22 protein-coding genes and 1 rRNA gene are annotated in these 20,326 nt (G+C 59.3%); 14 read left to right on the top strand and 9 right to left on the bottom strand.

Annotation, left to right across the window (positions count from 1 at the left end; all coding sequences use genetic code 11):
- Window positions 1-32 precede the first annotated feature (32 nt).
- Window positions 33-806, top strand: coding sequence for a DUF6517 family protein (locus DVK00_RS19880; protein ID WP_101350334.1), 774 nt, complete (start codon window positions 33-35; stop codon window positions 804-806).
- A gap of 15 nt (window positions 807-821) precedes the next feature.
- On the opposite strand, the gene DVK00_RS19875 is transcribed toward DVK00_RS19880, so the two are convergent.
- From DVK00_RS19875 to DVK00_RS19860, 4 genes are all read right to left on the bottom strand, one after another.
- Window positions 822-2,474, bottom strand: a complete 1,653-nt coding sequence (locus tag DVK00_RS19875) for a long-chain fatty acid--CoA ligase (RefSeq protein ID WP_121578428.1) — start codon at window positions 2,472-2,474, stop codon at window positions 822-824.
- 102 nt (window positions 2,475-2,576) lie between these two features.
- Window positions 2,577-3,179, bottom strand: a complete 603-nt coding sequence (locus tag DVK00_RS19870; RefSeq protein WP_049944153.1) for a chemotaxis protein CheC — start codon at window positions 3,177-3,179, stop codon at window positions 2,577-2,579.
- Between the two features lie 101 nt (window positions 3,180-3,280).
- Window positions 3,281-3,949 (bottom strand): O-methyltransferase, encoded by a 669-nt coding sequence (locus tag DVK00_RS19865; RefSeq protein ID WP_121578427.1) that lies wholly within the window; start codon window positions 3,947-3,949, stop codon window positions 3,281-3,283.
- Between the two features lie 50 nt (window positions 3,950-3,999).
- Window positions 4,000-5,037: a hypothetical protein gene (locus tag DVK00_RS19860; RefSeq protein WP_101350331.1), complete on the bottom strand. Its 1,038-nt coding sequence runs from the start codon at window positions 5,035-5,037 to the stop codon at window positions 4,000-4,002.
- Between the two features lie 193 nt (window positions 5,038-5,230).
- Between DVK00_RS19860 and DVK00_RS21890 the strand changes: the two genes are divergently transcribed.
- On the top strand, window positions 5,231-5,389 hold the full coding sequence (locus tag DVK00_RS21890) for a hypothetical protein (protein ID WP_014040640.1): 159 nt from the start codon (window positions 5,231-5,233) through the stop codon (window positions 5,387-5,389).
- Between the two features lie 109 nt (window positions 5,390-5,498).
- On the opposite strand, the gene dhaM is transcribed toward DVK00_RS21890, so the two are convergent.
- From dhaM to DVK00_RS19835, 5 genes are all read right to left on the bottom strand, one after another.
- The gene (gene dhaM, locus DVK00_RS19855; protein ID WP_121578426.1) at window positions 5,499-5,879 is read right to left on the bottom strand and encodes a dihydroxyacetone kinase phosphoryl donor subunit DhaM; all 381 of its coding nucleotides are present in this window, start codon (window positions 5,877-5,879) and stop codon (window positions 5,499-5,501) included.
- The gene (dhaL, locus tag DVK00_RS19850; RefSeq protein ID WP_121578425.1) at window positions 5,879-6,589 is read right to left on the bottom strand and encodes a dihydroxyacetone kinase subunit DhaL; all 711 of its coding nucleotides are present in this window, start codon (window positions 6,587-6,589) and stop codon (window positions 5,879-5,881) included. Before dhaL ends, dhaM begins: the two co-directional genes overlap by 1 nt.
- Window positions 6,586-7,584 carry a dihydroxyacetone kinase subunit DhaK gene (gene dhaK / locus DVK00_RS19845; RefSeq protein ID WP_101350328.1) on the bottom strand — a complete coding sequence of 333 codons (999 nt, stop codon included), beginning with the start codon at window positions 7,582-7,584 and terminating at the stop codon, window positions 6,586-6,588. The genes dhaL and dhaK overlap by 4 nt, the downstream gene beginning before the upstream one ends.
- A 134-nt stretch (window positions 7,585-7,718) precedes the next feature.
- The gene (locus DVK00_RS19840; protein WP_121538570.1) at window positions 7,719-8,309 is read right to left on the bottom strand and encodes a thioredoxin family protein; all 591 of its coding nucleotides are present in this window, start codon (window positions 8,307-8,309) and stop codon (window positions 7,719-7,721) included.
- Between the two features lie 71 nt (window positions 8,310-8,380).
- Entirely contained in the window at window positions 8,381-8,713 is a 333-nt protein-coding gene (locus DVK00_RS19835) for a hypothetical protein (RefSeq protein WP_101350326.1), read from the bottom strand.
- Between the two features lie 117 nt (window positions 8,714-8,830).
- Between DVK00_RS19835 and DVK00_RS19830 the strand changes: the two genes are divergently transcribed.
- The 12 genes from DVK00_RS19830 to DVK00_RS19775 form a co-directional block, all read left to right on the top strand.
- Window positions 8,831-9,325 (top strand): Lrp/AsnC family transcriptional regulator, encoded by a 495-nt coding sequence (locus DVK00_RS19830; protein ID WP_053969292.1) that lies wholly within the window; start codon window positions 8,831-8,833, stop codon window positions 9,323-9,325.
- Window positions 9,322-10,467, top strand: coding sequence for a pyridoxal phosphate-dependent aminotransferase (locus DVK00_RS19825; protein ID WP_101350325.1), 1,146 nt, complete (start codon window positions 9,322-9,324; stop codon window positions 10,465-10,467). The genes DVK00_RS19830 and DVK00_RS19825 overlap by 4 nt, the downstream gene beginning before the upstream one ends.
- Before the next feature lie 137 nt (window positions 10,468-10,604).
- Window positions 10,605-13,097: a type II/IV secretion system ATPase subunit gene (locus tag DVK00_RS19820; protein WP_101350324.1), complete on the top strand. Its 2,493-nt coding sequence runs from the start codon at window positions 10,605-10,607 to the stop codon at window positions 13,095-13,097.
- The gene (locus tag DVK00_RS19815; protein WP_101350323.1) at window positions 13,094-15,130 is read left to right on the top strand and encodes a type II secretion system F family protein; all 2,037 of its coding nucleotides are present in this window, start codon (window positions 13,094-13,096) and stop codon (window positions 15,128-15,130) included. Before DVK00_RS19820 ends, DVK00_RS19815 begins: the two co-directional genes overlap by 4 nt.
- Window positions 15,131-15,186: 56 nt before the next feature.
- A complete protein-coding gene (locus tag DVK00_RS19810; RefSeq protein WP_101350322.1) occupies window positions 15,187-15,711 on the top strand; it encodes a hypothetical protein in 525 nt (174 codons plus the stop codon).
- Between the two features lie 2 nt (window positions 15,712-15,713).
- A complete protein-coding gene (locus DVK00_RS19805) occupies window positions 15,714-16,286 on the top strand; it encodes a hypothetical protein (protein WP_101350321.1) in 573 nt (190 codons plus the stop codon).
- The gene (locus DVK00_RS19800; RefSeq protein WP_101350320.1) at window positions 16,280-17,170 is read left to right on the top strand and encodes a hypothetical protein; all 891 of its coding nucleotides are present in this window, start codon (window positions 16,280-16,282) and stop codon (window positions 17,168-17,170) included. The genes DVK00_RS19805 and DVK00_RS19800 overlap by 7 nt, the downstream gene beginning before the upstream one ends.
- On the top strand, window positions 17,167-17,631 hold the full coding sequence (locus DVK00_RS19795; protein ID WP_121538574.1) for a hypothetical protein: 465 nt from the start codon (window positions 17,167-17,169) through the stop codon (window positions 17,629-17,631). Before DVK00_RS19800 ends, DVK00_RS19795 begins: the two co-directional genes overlap by 4 nt.
- Window positions 17,628-18,377, top strand: coding sequence for a hypothetical protein (locus DVK00_RS19790; RefSeq protein ID WP_101350318.1), 750 nt, complete (start codon window positions 17,628-17,630; stop codon window positions 18,375-18,377). The genes DVK00_RS19795 and DVK00_RS19790 overlap by 4 nt, the downstream gene beginning before the upstream one ends.
- Window positions 18,378-18,894: 517 nt before the next feature.
- Window positions 18,895-19,131 carry a UPF0058 family protein gene (locus DVK00_RS19785; RefSeq protein WP_101350317.1) on the top strand — a complete coding sequence of 79 codons (237 nt, stop codon included), beginning with the start codon at window positions 18,895-18,897 and terminating at the stop codon, window positions 19,129-19,131.
- A gap of 140 nt (window positions 19,132-19,271) precedes the next feature.
- The gene (locus DVK00_RS19780) at window positions 19,272-19,568 is read left to right on the top strand and encodes a translation initiation factor eIF-1A (protein ID WP_049919665.1); all 297 of its coding nucleotides are present in this window, start codon (window positions 19,272-19,274) and stop codon (window positions 19,566-19,568) included.
- Window positions 19,569-20,201: 633 nt separating this feature from the next.
- Window positions 20,202-20,326 (top strand): 16S ribosomal RNA (locus tag DVK00_RS19775); the annotation flags it as partial.

The following is a 20,326-nucleotide window of genomic DNA, read 5'->3' as shown; positions in this document are numbered from 1 at the left end:
ACGCTTTTGCATGGCTGTGGCCTTCCTCGAACATGAATCGTCGAGACTACCTGCTCGCCGGAGCAACCCTCGGAACCGCCGGGCTTGCGGGGTGTTCGTTTCTGGCTGCAGCCGAGGCACCGCCACCGAACGTTCCGACAGCACAACTGAAAGACGGTGGCTGGACGCGAACGGACCAGTCCTCGGACACAGTGTTCGACCGAAGCTACGGTCCGGTTTCGGTCGAGGCCGTCTCCAGCACGGTCCAGTATGTCGACGAACAGCTACAGGAGCGCGTCGCCAGCCGTACCCTCGACCAGGTCCAGACTGCGCTCTCCGTGTTTTTCGCCACGCGAGTGGATTTCAGCCCGAACCTCGACAATCTCCCGGCTGGCGCGGGCCGCGAGGAACTACTTTCGGAAGTCAGAACAAACGCTCGCGACAGTTTCGAACAACAGATGGAAGCGCAGGGGCTGACAGACATCGAGCAATCCGGCGAGGGAACAATCGATATCGCCACCGGTGAGACGGCCGAAACGGTCGAACTGTCCGCTGTGTACCCGTTCGAGGGAATCTCTTTTGCGGTGACGGAAAATGAGGCGGTCGAGATACCGGCCAGCAATATCGACATCTCGGCGATGTTCGCCGTCTGGCACCACGGTGATTTTGTCATCATCTCCGGGGGTGCGTACCCGGCGCAGAACTTCGCACAGACCGTCGAAACCGACCTGAGCGACGGCATCACGGTCTCCGTCGACGTCGACCTCGGCCTCCAGCCAGCCACCTACCGGACCGAAGTTCGGGATCTCGTCGCAGGCGTCCAGTAACTGTACCGTACTCTCTCACTCAGGTGCGGCATCGTCAGGAACGCGGCCCTCAACGAGCGATTCGTCGGCGTACTCGTCACGGAGCGACTTCTTGTCGAACTTCCCGGTTGCTGTCTTCGGTACCTCGTCGATGGTGATGAAGTTGTCCGGGACCCACCACTTGGGGTAGGAGTCGAGGATGTGCGCCCGGAGTTCATCACCGAGCGTCTCCTCGTCGGCGTCGGCTGTCGGAACGATCATCGCGAGGGGGCGCTCCTGCCAGCGCTCGTGTGGGACACCGATGACTGCCGCTTCGTTCACGTCGTCGTGGGCTATCAGTTCGTTCTCCAGTTCGAGCGAGGAGATCCATTCCCCGCCGCTCTTGATGACGTCTTTCGCCCGGTCGACAATTTTGATGTAGCCGTCCTCGTCGACGGACACCACGTCGCCGGTCTTCAGATAGCCGTCCTCGAACTCCTGTTCGTTTGCCTCCGGCCGCTTGAAGTACTCCGTGGTCACCCACGGGCCGCGGATGTGGAGTTCGCCGAAGTCCTCGCCGTTGTGCGGGACCTCGTTGCCGTCGTCGTCGATGACACGGAACTCCAGCCCGGGCGTGACGAGCCCCTGCTTTGCCCGCTTATCTAGCTGCGTCTGGTAGTCAGCGTCCGCCAAGTCACTCCGCAGGGACGCTACCGCACCCACCGGAGCCGTCTCGGTCATCCCCCAGGCGTGGACCAGTTCCACGTCATGGTCGTCGAAGAACCGAATCATTGCTTCCGGCGCGGCGCTTCCGCCGACAATGAGCCGCTCAAGCGATGAGAGGTCGACATCGTTCTCTTTGATGTACTCCATCAGCCCCAGCCAGACAGTCGGGACACCAGCCGTGACGGTGATATCCTCTTCCTCGATGAGCTTTGCGAGGTCCGCCGGCTCCGGCTGTGGCCCGGGGTAGACGTGCTTGGCCCCGCCAGCAGTTGCCGAAAACGGGAGGCCCCACGCGTTGACGTGGAACATCGGGACGACCGGCATCACGACGTCGTCGTCGTCGAGCGGAATCCCCTGTGGCGACTGAATCGCCATCGTGTGGCTCCACAGCATCTGCTGGGTGTACTCAACGCCTTTCGGCCGCCCGGTCGTGCCGGATGTGTAACAAAGGCCGGCAGGACGCTCCTCCTCCAGTTCGGGCCAGTCGTACTCCGTCGGCTGGTCGGCGATGAACGACTCGTAGGCAACGGCATCGAGGTCAGTGTCCGGGACGGACTCACTCATCACGACGAACTGCTCAACCGTTTCGAAGGAGTCGGGATCATCGGCGGCGGCACCCTCGAGTTTCGGCAGGAGCGATTCGTCGACGAAGATGAGTTCGTCCTGTGCATCGCTGACGATATACTGGATGTGTTTGTCGGGCAGGAGCGGGTTGATCGTGTGTAGCTGCGCACCGGTCCCCGGCACCCCGAAGTACGTCTCGAAGTGACGGCTGTGGTTCCAGCAGAACGTCCCGAGTCGTTCGCCGTCGCCATAGCCGGCTGCCTCGATTGCGTTCGCTAACTGCGCCGTCCGCTCGGCATATTCGGCGTAGTCGTGACGGACGATGCCCTCGTGGGTACGAGAGACGACCTCTGTGTCCGGATATAGTGTTTCTGCACGCCACAGGAACGGTCGGAGAGTTTGTGGGCTACCTCCTGGCATATCATGACGCAAGGGCCCACGATACAAGAAACACTGCTAAATCTTTTATGAAGGACAAGGAGTTCATCCGTCGCGCCCGCCGTCTCCATCATTACGGCCTGCTTACACTTCGATTTCCTGCATCAGGTCGACCAGTTCTTCGAGTTCCGGAAACGTGTACACCTTTACGTTGATATCGGACTCCAGTGCGTGGACGCGGGAGTCGAACATCAGCGCCATCTCGTTGTCCCGATCGCCGACGAGCTGGTCCACCATTCCACTCCCCGGGCCGAACGTGAAGTTCGGCGTGGAGATGTCGATGGTGGTATCGAGCACGTTCGCCCAGCCGTCGATGAAGCCGCTGGTCATTATGTTGCCGATTTCCTGAATCGCTGATCGCTCCATATCGGTGAAACCGCTCGCGTTGGGGTCTGTCTCACCCATATCGCCGATCATCCCAGTAGCGAGGTCCTTCGCACTGGCGGCGTTGAACAGGAACAGGATATGCCCATGGGGCTTTTCGACCATTTCGATACTGATACCGATCTGCTTCTCGTCGCCGACGTGTGTTTTGATATCCGGGATATCGATGAAGTTGATCTTCGTGATCTCCATCTCCGTCTCCATCCCTGTCATCTGGCTGAGGTGGTTCGCAACGGTGTTGCCGCCCTCTTTAGCCATCTGATTGAACAACCCGAGCTTCCGAATATCTATCATCAGACTCATTCGTTAGGACCAGCGTTGCCGCTGAGTTGTGTGGCCTCATACATAAGCTATGCACCCGCATTTTCGTCGGCGAGAATCAGAGCGTGTTGGTCCTGTGCCGCTCACTCCATACGGACGCTCACGGCAACGCCCTCGCCTAGCGGCAACAGCCCTGTCTCGAACTCCGGGTCGTCGCCGACGCATTCGAGATACGCGGCGATACCGCGACTCGTTTCGTTCGCATCGATGTCATCGCCGTCCAGCAGTGCCCGGACTGCCTCGAACTCCAGCGGCCCGGCCTCGATCATGTTATCGGCGACTACGGCCCCGCCGACCGGCACTTTCTCCCGGACAGCCTCGAAGGCCTCTGTATATCGGTGTTTCTCGTTGTCGATGAGCACAACGTCGAACGGGCCGTCGTACCCCTCGACAATTTCGATTGCGTCCCCGTGCTCGAAGGCTGCCCGGTCGCTGAACCCGCCGCGGTCGAGGAACTCACGGGCGTCTTCGAGTTCGTCGGCGTCAATCTCCGTCAGAACGATCTGCCCACTGTCGGGCACGGCTGGAGCCATCCAGTAGGCCGAGTAGCCGAAGCCGGAGCCGAACTCGAAGACGCGGTCGGCGTCGACCATCCGGGCGACGAGGCGGAGCCACCCGCCGACTGCGGGGCCGACCGTCGGGAATCCTTCCCGGTTGGCTTTGGCGTCCATCTCCTCGATGACTGCATCGCTGGCCGGTGCCAGTGTCCGGGCGAACTGCGCTGTCACTTCCGGGAGCGGGGTTTCATCCATGTCGGGCTATGTCGGGAGCGGTGACATAAATGAGTGGGTCCAGGCCGGGACTAACCGAGTTCGAGGCGTTCGACGTACCGGATGACCGACTCCAGCGCGGGATTGTGATAGTACTCGACAGTGTTGGCCGCCGTCTCGTATGAGAGAATCCCGAGATCGTCCAGCCGCGGCAGGTGGTTGTGTGCCAGCGATACGCCCACTTCGTCGCGCGATTTTGGCGTCTCCCTGGCTGGAATCGCCTTTTCGCGTTCGTAGACGCGGTCGACGAGGTCGTCAAGTGGGATCTCGGTTTCAGACCGGTCTTTCAGGTGATACAGGAGACTCCGTCGCCGCGGGGCGGAGATCAGCTCCAGCACCTGATCAAACGAGTACGGTATCGGAATCGTTTCGGGTTCCTCCGGGTCGCCCTTCTTGACGCCGCCGGGTGGGGTGACGGTATTCCGAAACGTCGGCGACTCCTCTGCGTCTTTCGACGCCGTGACGGTCCAGCCGTGGCCCGGGAGATACTCGTAGACGACATCATACAGCGGCCGAAACATCTCAACTGTCTCTTCCGTATGAGCCTCCGGGTCCATGTGGTGGTGGCTTGAGACGTTCATCTCGGCACACTGGCGGTTCAATGCGGTCACCAGCGCGATGACGCGGTCACGCTCCCAGGACTCGAGCAGTCCAGTTATTGAATGGAGACAGAGCAGTAGCGGCGCATCCGACTGTTTCAGTCGACCGAGATGTCGGGAGACGGTCGCGCCGATATCTATCGGGGCCACTGTCCCGGGGAGGGTATCGAGCGTCAATGAGGGAAATGCGCCAGAGGCCGCTGCCTGTGAGTTCGCCGGTAACTCGCTGCCGGCGTCGACGATGATCGCCTCCTCGGGCATCTCGTCGTCGAGGTGCTGTTGCCACAGCGAGAGGCGGGAATCGGGGGACTCAGTCACTGTGACACAGATTGCTTTCGACTCACTGGCCCCTTGCTCAGCCAGGAATCCTGCACAGCCCTCTCGTTCGGCGTCGCTCGAATCGCGTGCCAGCACCAATACGGACGACGCCTCTTTCAGAGGTTGGTCCACTGTCCCACTCCCGGAGTTCATTGCGTACTGTATCGTATCAGGAACCATAAAGGCATCAACAAATAAGCGTTCTCTAGACAGACGATACCGGGTAACGACCATGTTCTAATACGAGCGGCATCCGTCTCGGCTCTCGCTGTGTAATCAGTTCGTACTGTGTGCCAGTGCGTCTCGATTCCGAGGATTTTTGCAGTGCTAGGCGGTAGTATTGACTATGCCAATCATGTCGAGTAGCGACTTTTCTATCCACATCGAGGAGTGTGACGAGTTTGACGATGGGATGCCGATAAGTTCGCTTCCGGACGAAGTCACGTCCATCGACGACCTCGATTGCGAGTGCTGGAGTGGGTTCGAATCGCTGGACGAAATCTAACAGGAGCACAACAGCCTGCGTTTCATCGCTGGGCCTTCGGTCGACGGCTGTCAGGTGTGTGCTTGCCGGAACTCTCGTCGGTCAACACGCACCGCCAGCATGACTTCTTTCAGAGCTTGTCGACATCCCGAGCCGCTTCTGCCTGTTCCCGGACGGAACCGAGCGTCGCGTCCGGGCCGGTGGCGGCTACCGCCGCGTTGACTGCGCCCTCCAGCACTGGCGCGTCCGCTATCGCGGCCTCAGTCTCGCTCAGTTCGATGGCGACCTCGGTGTTCATAACGGCGCTACCGAGGTCCACGAGGACAACGACACCGTCGCCGTCGTCGGCGGCAGCAAGCGCAGCTTCGATGTCGTCGGGGACCGTCCCGATACCACCGTCACTGTCGCCACCGACCGGTTCGATGGGTGTCTCACCGGCCATCTCCGCGGCTATTTCCGAGATTCCCTGTGCGGCAGTGTAACTATGGGAAACGACAACGAGTCCTACCATTATTCCTCGGTCGCCTCCCCATCGGGAATCGTCGGAGAGGTGGCATCGACCGACGGGACTACCTGGTCGAGGTGATCTGCGGCCGTCGCCAGCAGCTCTTCCAGGATGTACAGCGTGCTTGTCGCTCCCGGGTCTTGATGCCCGACTGACCGCCAGCCCAGATACGACGCCCGACCCTTTGCGGCCCGGATGGGGACGGTGAATGCGACGCCGTGCTCCGCTGCCGCGACGGCTTTCGCGAGCGCGTCGAGCGGGGGCAGGTCGTCCGTCTCGACGGACTTCTTGAACGTGTGAACCGCTGGGACGAGCGCGTCGATCATCGTCTTGTCGCCGACCTTCGCGTCGCCGCGGTCCTGCACCTTCTCCAGGTACGTCTCCGCGAAGGCGACGGCCGATTCGGCGGTGAGGCCGTCGCTCAGCTCCGCACTGGCGAACACGAGCGAACCGCCGTACAGCGGCCCCGACGCCCCACCGACCTCCGACAACAGGGTCTTTCCGGCAGTTTTGACGACCGCCTCGACCGTTGGGCTGTCGAGGTCGGTAACCGCTTCGGCTGCTGCCTGCCACCCCCGGGCCATGTTACCGCCGTGGTCGGCGTCGCCGATTGCGGAGTCAAGATCGGTGAGGTGCTCCCGTTCGGTCTCGATTCTGTCCGCGACGTTCTCGACGGCCGCGACGGCAGCGGCCGCGGCGTCGCTCTCCGGGCTCATCGGACCGTCAGAGCCGGTGTTTCGGCTGGCGCGCCCAGCAGCGCTTTCAGTTCCTCGTCCACCGCACAGACCGTAATTGAACACCCTGCCATGTCCAGCGAGGTCATGTAATCTCCCACCCACGCGTCCCACGTCTCGATGTCCCGTTCACCGAGGAGTTCCTGCAGGCGACGGTTGACGACGAACAGTTCCATCTGTGGCGTCCCGCCCATCCCGTTGACGATGGTGACGACCTCTTGGCCGGCGTCCAGTTCGAGGTCGTCGAGGACGGCCTCGGTGAGTTCCTCGGTAATCTCGTCGGCGGACATCGCCTCTGTCCGCTCGACCCCCGGCTCGCCGTGGATGCCGATGCCGAGTTCGATTTCGTCTTCGCCAAGGTCGAACGTCGGTTCCCCCTTTTCAGGGGTGACACAGGAGGTGAGGGCCATGCCCATCGTCCCGACATTGTTAACGACCTTGTGTGCCACGCGCTGTACCTCGTCGAGGTCCGCGCCTTCAGCGGCCTTCGCGCCGGCGGCTTTGTGGACGAGAATCGTCCCACAGACGCCGCGGCGACCGCTCGTGTACAGCGAGTCCTCGACGGCCACGTCATCGTCGACCACGACTTCGGCGACTTCCGTCCCCTCCATCTCCACCATCTCCCCGGCCGTTTCGAAGTTCATCACGTCGCCCTCGTAGTTTTTGATGACCAGCAGGACGCCCGCCCCGCTGTCGCAGGCGTCGACCATCGCTTCGAGTTCGTCCGCTGTCGGGGAGGTGAACACTTCTCCCGCCGCTGCACCGTCGAGCATTCCCTCGCCCAGATAGCCGGCGTGTGTCGGCTCGTGACCGCTCCCGCCGCCGCTGACGACCGCCACCTTGTCGTCGACCGGCGCGCTGTCCCGGACCAGCACTTGTGTGTCAGGTAACCGGCGAACGGTGTCGGGGTACGCCGCGACCATCCCGTCGAGCATCTCGTCGACGACCGTCTCCGCATCGTTGATGAGCTTCTTCATGATCTATGTTGACGAATGTCTCACCACCGCATAAAGGTACTGTAGCTCGGGATGTCTCGACCGGTCTCCACAGGTCGTCACTCGCTCCGGCAACGCAACTTCCCGAAGCTTCCGCTCGCGCTCCGCCGTTCTATTCAGACGTCCCAGTAGGCTGGTTCGTTACCGGGCTTCCACTTTATCGAGCACCCTCTGGATGGTTTCTCGACTGCCGTAATCTGGTCGCCACTGAGCAACGTTTCGACGTGTGCAGCCATCTCCCGCTCGCTCGGTTCGTCGTCCGGGTTCGGTGCGTCGTCGAGGCGGCCGTGGTACGCCAGTTTGAACGTTCCATCGTCGTTTCGGAACAAGAACGGATCGGGGGTACAGCGAGCGCCGTACGCGGCCGCGACATCCTGTGGCTCATCGAATAGATACGCGTCGTACTGTATCTCTCCACGGTCGACGAGTTCCTGCATCCGCTCGAACGAGTCGTCTGGGTACTCTTCAGGGTCGTTGGCGTTGATTCCAATGACAGCGAGATCGTTGTAGTCTGTCGCGAGACGGTTTAGCTCTCCAATCTTCGCTTTCGCGTACGGACAGTGGTTGCACGTAAATACGACCAGTAGTGCGTCCTTGTCCGTGAAATCCGACAGTGAGTGCGTTTTTCCGTCCGCTCCCGGGAGTTCGAACGTCGGTGCTCTGTCCCCACGTCCGAGCACGTCGGACTCCGAATCGAGTGAAACCATCGCCTCTCACTACGACTGTCACCGTCAAAAGTCCACGGACGCTGGGCTGACTTCTGTGACAGCCGCTTTACTCAGTTGTCCACTTCGCCAGATGTCGCTGCTGCGGCATCGAAAGCCTTCGCTGCCTCGAACGCCTCGCTCCCATTGTCGACGGAGAACAGCGTCTCTTTCCCGTCTGCTTCGTGTTTTTCCAGCAGTCCGACCGTCACTAGCTCTTCGAGCGTCCCATCAAGGTACAACGTCTTCAGCGGCACGCCGGCCGCTTCACTCAGGGCGGTTTTCGTGTACGTCTCGTCCGCATCGAGACGGAGTAGCGTGTCGATAACTGTTGCCGCCTTATCGTGGTTCGCGATGTGTGCCCATCCCGTGTCGGAATCTGCCCGCTGGCCACCCTCTTCGAACATTAATCAACATCTAACCGGCAGAGATATTAAAACCGTCTGGTGTGGTTCGACCCGAATGATGTGATCCTCTCCCACTATTGAGCAAGGCTTTTGTCCGCGTCACTCTGCTGGCACTGTATGAGCAGTCGCCGCGAGATACTCGACCTGCTACGGGAGAACGCTCGCTACACGACCGAGGACATCGCTCGGTTGACCGATTACTCCGAGAGCGAGGTAGCCGAACTTATCGACGAATTTGAGGAGGCAGGCATCATTCGCGGCTATCAAGCTGTCGTCGACTGGAACGCGGTCGAGAGCGACGAGGAACGCGTCCGTGCCACTGTCGAACTCAACGTTACGCTGGACCGTGAGACCAGCTACGACGACATCTCCGACCGGATCGCGAAGTTCCCGGAAGTGACGTCACTGCGCCTCGTCAGCGGGGACTACGACTTCGATCTGGAGGTTGAGGGCGATTCGATGCGCGAAGTGTCGCACTTCATCAGCGACAAAATCGCACCAATCCCCGAGATTACGCAGACGGTAACCCACTACATCATGGAGTCGTACAAGGAGCAGGGGATGGAGTTCGACGACCACGACGACGATGACCGGCTGTCCGTCTCACCATGACGTTCGAGCCAGCGGACAGAGTCGACAGCGTGCCGCCCTCGGGCATCCGTCGATTCTTCGAACTGGCCGAGGAGATGGACGACATCATCTCGCTCGGGGTCGGTGAGCCGGACTTCTCTGCCCCATGGGCGGCCCGTGAAGCCGCTATCGCGTCGCTCGAACGCGGCCAGACCTCCTACACCGCCAATCGCGGCAAGCGGGAGCTCCGGGAACGCATTGCAGACTACGAAGCGGCGACACACAACCTGCAGTACGACCCTGACGAGGAAATCCTCATCACCGCGGGTGCGAGCGAGGGTCTAGACCTCGCTTTTCGGGCGCTGCTAAACCCCGGAGACTCAATCGCTATCGCCCAGCCCTGCTACGTCTCGTACGTCCCCGGCGCGACGTTCGCCGGCATCGACGTGATTGACGTTCCAACACGCGCGGAAGACGAGTTCAAACTCACCCGAGAGGTGCTGGAGTCGTCCGGTGCGGCCGAGGCCGACGCACTCGTGTACTGCTACCCCAACAATCCGACCGGAGCGACGATGGCGGCCGAGGAGATGGCGTCCGTTGCAGCCTTTTGCCGCGAAAACGACCTCCTCGTGTTCGCCGACGAGATCTACGCCGATCTCACGTACGAACACGACCACACGTCTATCGCGACCCTTCCCGGGATGCGCGAGCGGACCGTCGTGTTCAACGGGTTTTCCAAGGCGTTCGCGATGACGGGGTTCAGACTGGGCTACGCGATGGCCCCGCCAGAGGCTATCAAGGCGATGAACCGAATCCATCAGTACTCGATGCTTTCGGCCCCGACAACGGCTCAGCACGCCGCTATGGAGGCACTCGACAACTGCCGCGACGAGGTCACGGAAATGGCCGCGCAGTACGACCGCCGACGGAAGTACGTCCTCACGCGCTTCGAAGAAATGGGACTTGATTGCTTCCCGGCGGCTGGGGCGTTCTACGCGTTCCCGGAGTGTCCCTGGGACGATGCCGGTGAGTTCGCCGAAAGTCTGCTTCAGGAAAAGCGAGTCGCGGTCGTCCCCGGCACAGCCTTCGGCGAGGGTGGATCAGGTCATCTGCGAGTGTCGTACGCGACGGGCCTTGATGACCTCAAAGAAGCGATGGCCCGGATAGAGTCGTTCATTAATTGACAGTAAGGGTCGGCGAAACATTCAGTATGGTCCACTTACTACCGTGAGGAGACCGTGATACAAACGACCGGAAGCTCTTTTTCAGTTACATTTGATGGGGGTAAAGTTTTTTCCTGCCTAACGGGAGATGAATAACAATGGCTATCGATGATACTGGGGGAGGTGAGTCAGAGCAGGTCAATAGTGGGGGGAGCCTGACTGACAAGCCTGTCCGGGTCGGCGAATACACGTGGGATGATCTCCGGCGGGAGGTCCACGACGGCGGCCGGTTTGACCGGAGCGTGTACCTCGGCTTCGAGCCGAGAGAACTCAGCCAGCGACTCGAAAACGCGGCGAGCGCCGGGAAAACACTCCAAGCGCCATTCGAAGAGTATCTTGATCCAACAACGACGCCAGTCGCGAAAGATATCTACACGTGGGAGCATTTCAAACAGGAGTATTATTACGAGGACGGCAGCCTCCCCCGTGACAGTGACGGCGAGGTCATTCCTTTCGATGCCAGTGAGTATCTAACCTTCGACCCTGAACACACGGAAAACAAGCTCTCCGCCGCCGAAGGCATCGCCAGTGAACTGCACGAGTACGTCGACGAAAACACCGTCGACGTGAATCCGGAACTGGACGAAGACGAGTTCTTCTCGACACGGGAGGGCCACACAACTGTCGTTAACCGCTATGACCTCGAAAAAGCCGTTCCCCAGTCGAAGAAATCCCACTTCAGGGAACTGGAACGGTACTGGGTGAACAAGCCCTACGCCTGCGTCGTCATCTTCCACTCACGGAAAGAGAACGAGAAGAAGTACTACGTCATCGAGCCGTATCTCACCGACATCGAGATCGACCTTCGGGAGTTCCTGTCGGGCAAACTCAAAACCGCGATCAAGTATTCTGAGGATGACGTGATCGTCCAGGGGACCGACGCCGACCGGGCACAGGTCATCCAGCGGGAGGCCGAACAGCTCCTTTCACGGTACGACCTCTACGACGGCTCAGTCTCCGGTAGCGGCGAAGAGAGCGTTCTCGGCCAGGTCAAAGAGCTGTTCGGACTAGACGAGGAGACTCAAAGTGAAACCACGGGGCAACTCTCCGGCATCTCGACACGTCCGGAACCGGCTATCCTCGAAGACGACGAACCGAAACTAAACGAGTATCAGGTCGAGAAGCTGCTGTACATGCTCAAGCGGGACTTCGTCGGCTACGCCCGCATTGACGGCGTCAAACACGACATCAACGTGGAGGACATCTCCTGTGACGGGTACAACTCCCGGGTGTTCGTCTATCACACCGACTACGAGCAGATCATCTCGAACGTCGAACACGGCAAGGGCGAACTCGACGACTTCGTCGTCAAACTCGCACAGCGTTCCGGGAAGGGTATCTCGAAGCGCCAGCCACAGGTCGACGCGACGCTCCCGGACGGGTCGCGTGCGCAGTTGACGCTCGGCCGTGAGGTGTCCGATCACGGGACCAACTACACCATCCGGCAGTTCAAGGACGTCCCGTTTACCCCGGTCGACCTCATCAACTGGAACACCTTCTCTTTGGACGAGATGGCGTTCCTCTGGCTCTGTATCGAGAACAACAAGAGCCTCATCTTCGCCGGCGGTACTGCTTCGGGGAAGACGACCAGCCTAAACGCTGTCTCGCTGTTCATCCCGTCAAACTCCAAGATCGTCTCCATCGAGGACACGCGTGAGGTCGAACTCCCACAGCGTAACTGGGTGGCCAGCGTCACGCGCCCCTCGTTCGGTGAGGACGACAAGGGCGATGTCGACGAGTTCGACCTGCTGGAGGCCGCGCTCCGCCAGCGACCCGACTACATCGTCATGGGTGAGATTCGTGGCGAGGAGGGCCGGACGCTGTTCCAGGTCATGTCGACCGGGCACACCACCTACACCACCTTCCACGCCGACTCCGTGGGCGAGGTCATCAAGCGGTTCACCACCGAGCCAATCAACGTCTCGAAGACGCTGTTTACGGCGCTCGACCTCGTCTCGATTCAGACCCAGACGCGGGTCGACGGGAACAAGGTCCGCCGGAACAAGTCCCTGACCGAAATCAACGAGTACTCCGCCGAGAACGACGAAATCAACGTCCGGGACGTCTACGAGTGGCGCGCCGAGACGGACGAGTACATCCAGATGGGGAACTCCAACACCCTCGAAGAAATCAAGTTCGACCGCGGGTGGACCCAGGACAAACTCGACGAGGAACTGTTCAAGCGGAAAGTCGTCCTCGCGTACCTCATCGAAAAGGGGCTAAACACCTACACGCAGGTCGCAGCGACAATACAGGCGTTCATCAACGACCCCGAGACCATCCTCACGCTCATCGCCAACGACCAGCTCGAACTGTCGCTTGAGGACCTCCGAGAGATGGAATCCGTCAAGATCGACATCGACCCGGAGAAAGAGGAGATGGTGCCCCGGCCGGACGCGCCGCCGGAGATGGTCGAGGAGACCAAGCAGGTACTTGATAACGCACAACCGCTGTTCAACACCTACAAGAGCCGCGAAACCCCGGATATCGTCTCAGCGCTGATGGACGATTCTGAGGAGAGTGATGACGAAGACAGCATCGACTTCGGCCAGTTCGTTCCGAAGGCCGGTGCGGAGGCAGATAGCGAATGAGCCTCGACACACCGAGTCAGCAACAGGTGGGCAGCGGCGGTGCCCTCGGTGACACGTTCTACCCGGCGTACCAGATGGTGTTCGACGACGAGGGCGACTTCGTCAACAGCGTCGAGAACAAACTCGCAGAGGCCCGGATGGCCGACAACGTTGAGATGTTCCTTGCACGCGCACTCGCAGTCGGTGTCATCGCCGGCTTGGCGCTTTGGCTCGTCGGCACGTTCCTCGGGTATCTGCTGGTCCAGTTGCTGTTTACCGGTGGAGAGGCCCCGACACTCATCGGGATTCCGGTGTCTGAGAGCGTCTCAGCGATCCTCGATATGCTGAAACTCCCATTCCTCGTCATCGTGACCGGGTTCGTATTCGGTGCCATCGGGTTCGGAATCGGGTTCGGGTCGCTGGTCTCGATACCGTACTTCCGTGCGAGCGCGCGCGAGCGCGAAATCAATGTCCTGTTGTCCGACTCGATCTCGTTCATGTATGCGCTGTCCGTCGGCGGGCTCAACCAACTCGAAATTCTGCAATCGATGGGGAAGGCCGAAGACACGTACGGTGAGGTCGCAAAGGAGTTCCAGTCTATCGTGCTGGAGACGGAGTATTTCGATACCGACTACCGGACTGCTGTTCGGAACCAAGCGCTCCAGACCCCCTCGGACGAACTGTCGCAGTTCCTGACGGATATGCTCTCCATCATCAACTCCGGCGGAGACATGACCTCCTTCCTCGAAGATCAGAAGGAAAAACACATGCGAACCGCCCGGCAGGAACAGGAGAAGATGCTGGAGACGCTGGAGCTGTTCGGCGAGATGTACATGACGCTCTCGCTGTTCCCGCTGCTTCTCATCATCATTCTGGTCATTATGTCGATGATGGGTAACGCCCAGAAGTCGCTCATCTACGGCACCGTGTACGGGCTGATTCCCTTGACCGGGCTGGGCTTTCTCGTCCTCGTCTCGACTGTCACGCAGGACTCCATCGGCGACGGCTATCTGCGTTCGAGCCCCGGTGAGAAGGAACTCGTCGTCGACGAAGGTGTCGGCGTGTTCAACCTCGGGCTCATCGAGAGCTACACAGGGACCTACAGCGTCTTCGACCGGATCAAGAGCCGGGAAGGAACTCACGAGCTCCTCGCTATCCTTACACGGCCTGACCTGTTCTTCCGTGACCATCCGCTGTTGGTGCTGTGGCTGACGGTTCCGCTGTCAATTCTCGCTGTCGTCGCGGCTATCGTCATCGGCTGGGCCCCGCTATCGCTGGATGGGATGATCGCTGTCCCGGTTCGTTCGACGTTTTTCTGGGTGTACGTCCCGATGTACCTCAATTTCGTCCCGCTGATGATATTCTACGAATGGAACCAACGCTCGCGGAAGGCGATCATCGGAAAGCTATCCGAGAACCTCCGGAAGCTGGCGTCGGCCAACGACACTGGGATGACGCTTTTGGAGTCGGTCAAGGTTGTCTCCGAAACGTCCTCGGGAAAACTCTCTGAGGAGTTTGAGACCATTCACGCGAAGGTCAACTACGGCACGAGCCTGAAAGATGCGCTCCGGGAATTCAACAACAAGTACAACGTCCCGCGACTGGCGCGGACGGTCAAGCTCATCGCTGAGGCACAGGAAGCCTCCAGTCAGATTCAGGACGTGCTTTCGACGGCCGCACAGGCCTCGGAAAATCAAGACGATATCGAACGGGAGCGCAAATCCCGGACGCGGATGCAGACGGTCATCATTCTGATGACGTACCTGACGCTGCTCGGCGTGATGGCGTTGCTGAAAACACAGTTCCTCGACGTGATGTCTGGGCTGGCGACGCAGGCGTCCGGGGCGAGCAACCCGAGCGCGCCCGGCGGCGGGTTCGGTGGCAGCGTCGACACGGAACTGCTGTCGATGCTGTTCTTCCATGCGGTGACGCTGCAGGCGTTGCTGTCGTCGTTTATCGCCGGTTACATTCGGGAAGTGAAGCTCGTCGCAGGCGTCAAATTCGCGGTCGTCCTGTCGACAATTGCACTGGTGGTGTGGATCGCCGTGGGCTAGCATCCAACTCGCGGGTCGACAGCGGACGTATCAAATACAAATAGGGTGTGTGGGATATGGATACAAGAGCACAAACACCGCAGGACTTCGCCATCGGAGTGAGTGTCCTGCTCGTGACGATCATCGGGGTATTGGCATTCGTACAGGGCAGTGCGGTCGGCGTGTACGAATCCCCAGACGTACAGCGTAACCAACCAATTGCAGACAGGGCGGCGACGTACCTTGTTGAAAACCACTCGGTTGAGGGGACACGGAACTTCATTCGATACAACACGAGCGGTGGGATCAACGAGTCCCTCAACGAGGACAGTTCCGAACTCGATAACCTCAAGACCAACGCCGGACTCGATGTCGCGACGGAACGCCGCGTGAATCCACGCGTGAACGTAACGGTGGTCAACGCGTCAGCGCTCAAAGCAGGAACACGGGACCCGGCAGTCGATAGCCACGGACAGCGGCTCGCTTGGGGGCCTGATGCCGCCGGTCGAGACAACGTTGCGTCGACGACCCGTGTCGTGAAACTGACCAACGCAACCGGCCAGTGTGACCCGGTCTGCTGGCTCGTCGTGAGGGTGTGGTAACGATGCGCGGCCAAGCCTACACGCTGGAAGGCGTTCTCGCGGCTATCGTCGTTGTGACGGCGACCGTCTACGGCCTGTCAGCAGTCGACACCGGCCCGTTCCAGACAGGCGCTCAGCAGCGGACGGCGGCACTGGAAACACGCGCGAGCGACACGCTATCACTGGCGGCAGAAACCGGAGCGCTGCACAACGCGACGGCGTGTTACAGCGTCGGCACACCGACACTCAACGGCAACCAGACGGGTAGCTCCACAGCCTTCGAGTCGATGTTGAATCGGAGCTTTGACCGGCAGGGAGAACAGTACAACCTCTACTTCAGTTACTGGGACTCGGATTCGAGTGCACGACAGACCGCGCTCGTCTCGCAGGAATCAGACGAGAACGTCGTTGAGAGGCCGGCAGATGCAGCCGTCGCAACCGAAACAGTGACACTGACCGACAATATGCCCGCCCGGATCGGCGACTGCAGCGGTACCGGCCCGTCCCTCTCGGCTGTCGACGGGTATTTCGCCCCCGACGCGGAGCCCGACTCTATTGTCTACAATGTCGTGGAGGTGCGTCTGGTCGTATGGTAGCCAACGAGCGTGGACAACTGTTGTTGATCGGTGGCGTCGCCATCGCTATTGTCGTGTTCAGCACGATACTGTTTGCCCACAGTCTCGCTGTCACTGACGGTATCACGACCACCGGAAGTGCAGATACTATTGAGCGTTCGGCTGACCGCGAAGCCTCCGTCGAGCGGGACCTCGGTGTGCTTGCAATTAAGGCACGCGGCGACGATCTCGACGGATTCGAGGGGCGATATGAACACGCGCTCCAGAACTACACGCGGACACACAACCGGGTTGTCGCAAGCAGCGGCGGCACCTATCTCAACGCGACGCTGAACGAGTCCGCGTCGCTCGGCACTGAAGTAAACCAGACGGGCACGTCCTCCAAGTTCCAGCGACCAGACCCATCGGGTGGTCCACAGAACGACTGGCTAGTTGCCAATGATATCTCTCGTATCGCGGTGTTCAACCTCACTGCTGATGTCGTTGGCGGTTCGATGAATACCTTCACTGTTAGTGTTCGAAACAGCTCCACGGATCTAACACTGTCAATCGAGCCGAGCACTGTTGGGAGTGGGAACAATGTCACAGTCGACGGCAAGACGCAATGTCACGGCAGCGGTGATGTCACCGTCGACTTGGTTGCCGGGTCATGCACTGTCGGAAGCAACAGCAGTTCCTTCGATAGCTACCACAGTCTCGACCCACCGTACTCAGTGAAAATAAAGAACGGAAATAAGGCCGAAGGGAAATACCGGTTTGCGGCAGTCGGGACGTTCCCGTCCTCGAACTATGCATCTCCAGTTTCGCGTGTCAACTATCCCGTCGTCCCTGCTATAGATGTGACCTACGACAGACCATCTGCGAGCTACAACCGAACAGTTCTGGTGGAGGTGGACGGCGGATGACCTTCGACCGTTTCCTGTCTGACAGTCGCGGCGTCTCGCCCGCGGTCACGCAGGCGCTCACTATCGGCATCACGTCGCTGCTGGTGACCGGTCTCCTCATCGGAGGGAGCCAGATGGTCGAGTCACAGCGTGAGCGAGTGACGGAAGAAGCTCTAGAGAACATCGGCGATGGTATCGCGCGCGACCTCATTCGCTTGGATGCATTCGATACCGAGACCCTCAATTCGTCAGTGTCGTTTCGAGCGACATACCCGGAACGGATCGCGGATCAGTCGTATAATGTCGAGGTCACTGGGGACCCGTCACGAACGCGCGTGTACGTGAACGCATCAGGGTTGAATCGGTACGCTGTCGTCCGATTCGAGAATGAAACTAGTGTCTGCTCGTCTGTCGTCTCTAGCGGGCCGCTGGCGGTTTCGTATAATGCGACAGCCAACTGTATGGAGGTGACACGCGGATGATCGCACAACTGTCAAACGGTCACGACCGCGGTGTGTCCGACCTGCTCGCGTTTACGCTCACGTTCAGTATCATCATCACCGGCATTGCGCTGGTAACGCTTGGTGGGCTTGGTGCCTTCGACGCCATTCAACAGGGAGCGACAACTGATGTCGCCGAAACGTCGATGATTGGGTTCGCAGAGACGACGGACGACCACATCCAGAGCGAAGCCCCACGACGAACCACGAGTATGAAACTACAGGGCCACGGACTCTCCATCCGGTCGTCAACCCTGAACGTGACTGTTGACGGACGGTCCGCGAATATTTCCACTGGAGCGTTCATCCGGGAAACCGATTCGGGGACTGATATCGTCTACACCAGCGGTGCAGTGTACCGGGTTCAGGAGGAGGGACTGGTTGTCTCACGGAAACCTGGCTTTCGGTGTACTCCCGAAAGCGGCAGCGTCTACCTTTCTGTCCTTTCGCTTGATGGACAGACGGATTTCTCGTCGTCGAGCCGCATTACCATCGAGACCACTATCCAGAACAGGACGCTTGTTTCGCCACGGGCTGGCAAGTCACCTTCCGCGACAACCGTCTCAGTCAACGTCTCGAAGACTGCGTACCCGGATGCGTGGCACCGGCTGTTCGAGGAGGAACTGTCGCACTGGTCGGACCATTCGGAACCGCATACATACCAGTGTACTGGCATCAACCGCGCTGTTGTCCACAATACGTCGGTCGGTGTCAGGACCGTCACTTGATGATCCCTGTCTGCGGTACATACACCTGCTGCTACAGAACCCGACCCTGAACGGGAAAAAGTCGTTATGCAGCAGCAACCAGCGCTGCAATGAATGACCACTCTGTCCCGCTGTCTGCTTCTTCTTGTTTCGCCATAGCCGCAGTTTTGTCTCGTGGGTGTTTCCAGTTCATCACGGCCATAGGTACGTGCTCACCAGGTATTAAGTGTTCGATATCTAATATATTTCGTGGTCTTTCATGATTGAGAGCGCTTCGCAGGTCAATAGTCCGTTACTCCCTTGGAACAGTAGCGACAGAGAACTGTCATAATTGCGTTTGCACCCTTCATTTAACATCGGCAATAAGTATATGAATAGTACCAACTGAAGCCGAAACCCGGGTTGTCGGAGTTATTGCGCTGGTATTCCATCCGATATTTGTACCTGAGACTGATGAGGACTGTATCTGAATGGGCACCACGTGTGGGTCGTTGGCAAGGTAGTACTATTACCCTCCACACCATAAGATTGGACACTAATGAAGAAACAAGAACTCATTCACCTTCACAGCCTTCTCGCGCAGGTACAACACCACTACGAGCACGAGGCGGACACAAGCGTCCAGCATGATCTGTACGCCGACCTTGGTGTGAAACCGACATCGATCCACAAATCAAAGACAGATCATAAGGAAGCGGTGTTTGCGCTCGCATCCGGACTGACGGATGCGATGTCCGAGGAAGCTGACGAACCGCAGGCGCTGACTGCCGACTGAATCTACGTCTTGTCGTCAGTCCGTTTTTGGATTTCACTGTTTCCGATAGTCACTGGTCAATTCCTGTCATGGCACGGCGGCATGGTACACGCTATCTCGCCTCTCAAACAACTTATACGGACGGCGACCGTATTTATACTGTGAGCGACGATTCAGGGCGGCGGAATCTCCGCATGCCTACAAGTGACGAGATGTTCGCAGTGGTAACAGAGCACCTTGGCGGGAATCACGTCCGTATTCGCTGCGAGGACGGTGAAACTCGACTCGGTCGGATTCCGGGCCGAATGAAGTTCCGGACCTGGATCAACGAGGACGACATCGTTCTCGCTGAACCGTGGGACTGGCAAGACGAGAAGGCCAACATCGAATGGCGCTACAAGGGACAAGACGCTGACCAGCTCCGTTCGGAAGGCCACATTGACTCGCTGACCGCCTGATTTTACCACTATACGCGCGTCCTGGTTCACGATGACGGTAAGATATTTCTCTGTCGCGATCAGCGCTGGCCCCTGTTCTGAGCGATAGCTTCCCCGGCGTCCCGACACTTGTTTTGTCACACCGTTTAGTACACTACAACTGTCTACCGTCAGGTTCGTAACCCTCCCGATTGATATATAATGGATTGCTGGCCCTTGGCTGCTGGGCCCTGTGTCAGAGTCCAAATATAAAGACACCTTGGATCATAGACATCCTGTCGCTGTCTTGCGGTTATTCGTGTCACGGCATCACGTTACGTATGCGTCGTGTGTGTCCTGCACAGGGCAGGTCCGAGACGATTCATTTATATGTTCCCCCGTCTTCTGAACTAATGCGAAGGTCGCACCGGGCAGCGAGCCCGGGTCGACATGCTCGGTCGGCCACCTGGGTCGGCCCGAGCCACGAGCGGAACTCGTCTTCCCTTCTGGGGTCGGCGAGATCCACACTATGAGGATTCCACCCCTGCGGTCCGCCGTCAAGATGGAATCTGATGTGAGCCCACGGACCCATGCAGTAGTCAACACTGGCGTAGGAACCAGTGTGTTTGCTTCCGACGGAGTGCAACCACTTCCGCCGCTGATGTATATCAGCACATTCCGGTTGATCCTGCCGGAGGCCATTGCTATCGGAGTCCGATTTAGCCATGCTAGTCGCACGAGTTCAGACTCGTGGCATATAGCTCAGTAACACGTGGCCAAACTACCCTACAGACCGCGAT

Origin of the sequence: Haloarcula sp. Atlit-47R (genome assembly GCF_003665985.1) — an archaeon.
Taxonomy (GTDB): Archaea; Halobacteriota; Halobacteria; order Halobacteriales; family Haloarculaceae; genus Haloarcula; species Haloarcula taiwanensis.
Note: the sequence above shows the minus strand (reverse complement) of the source record. Positions and strands in the feature narration are given on the sequence as shown.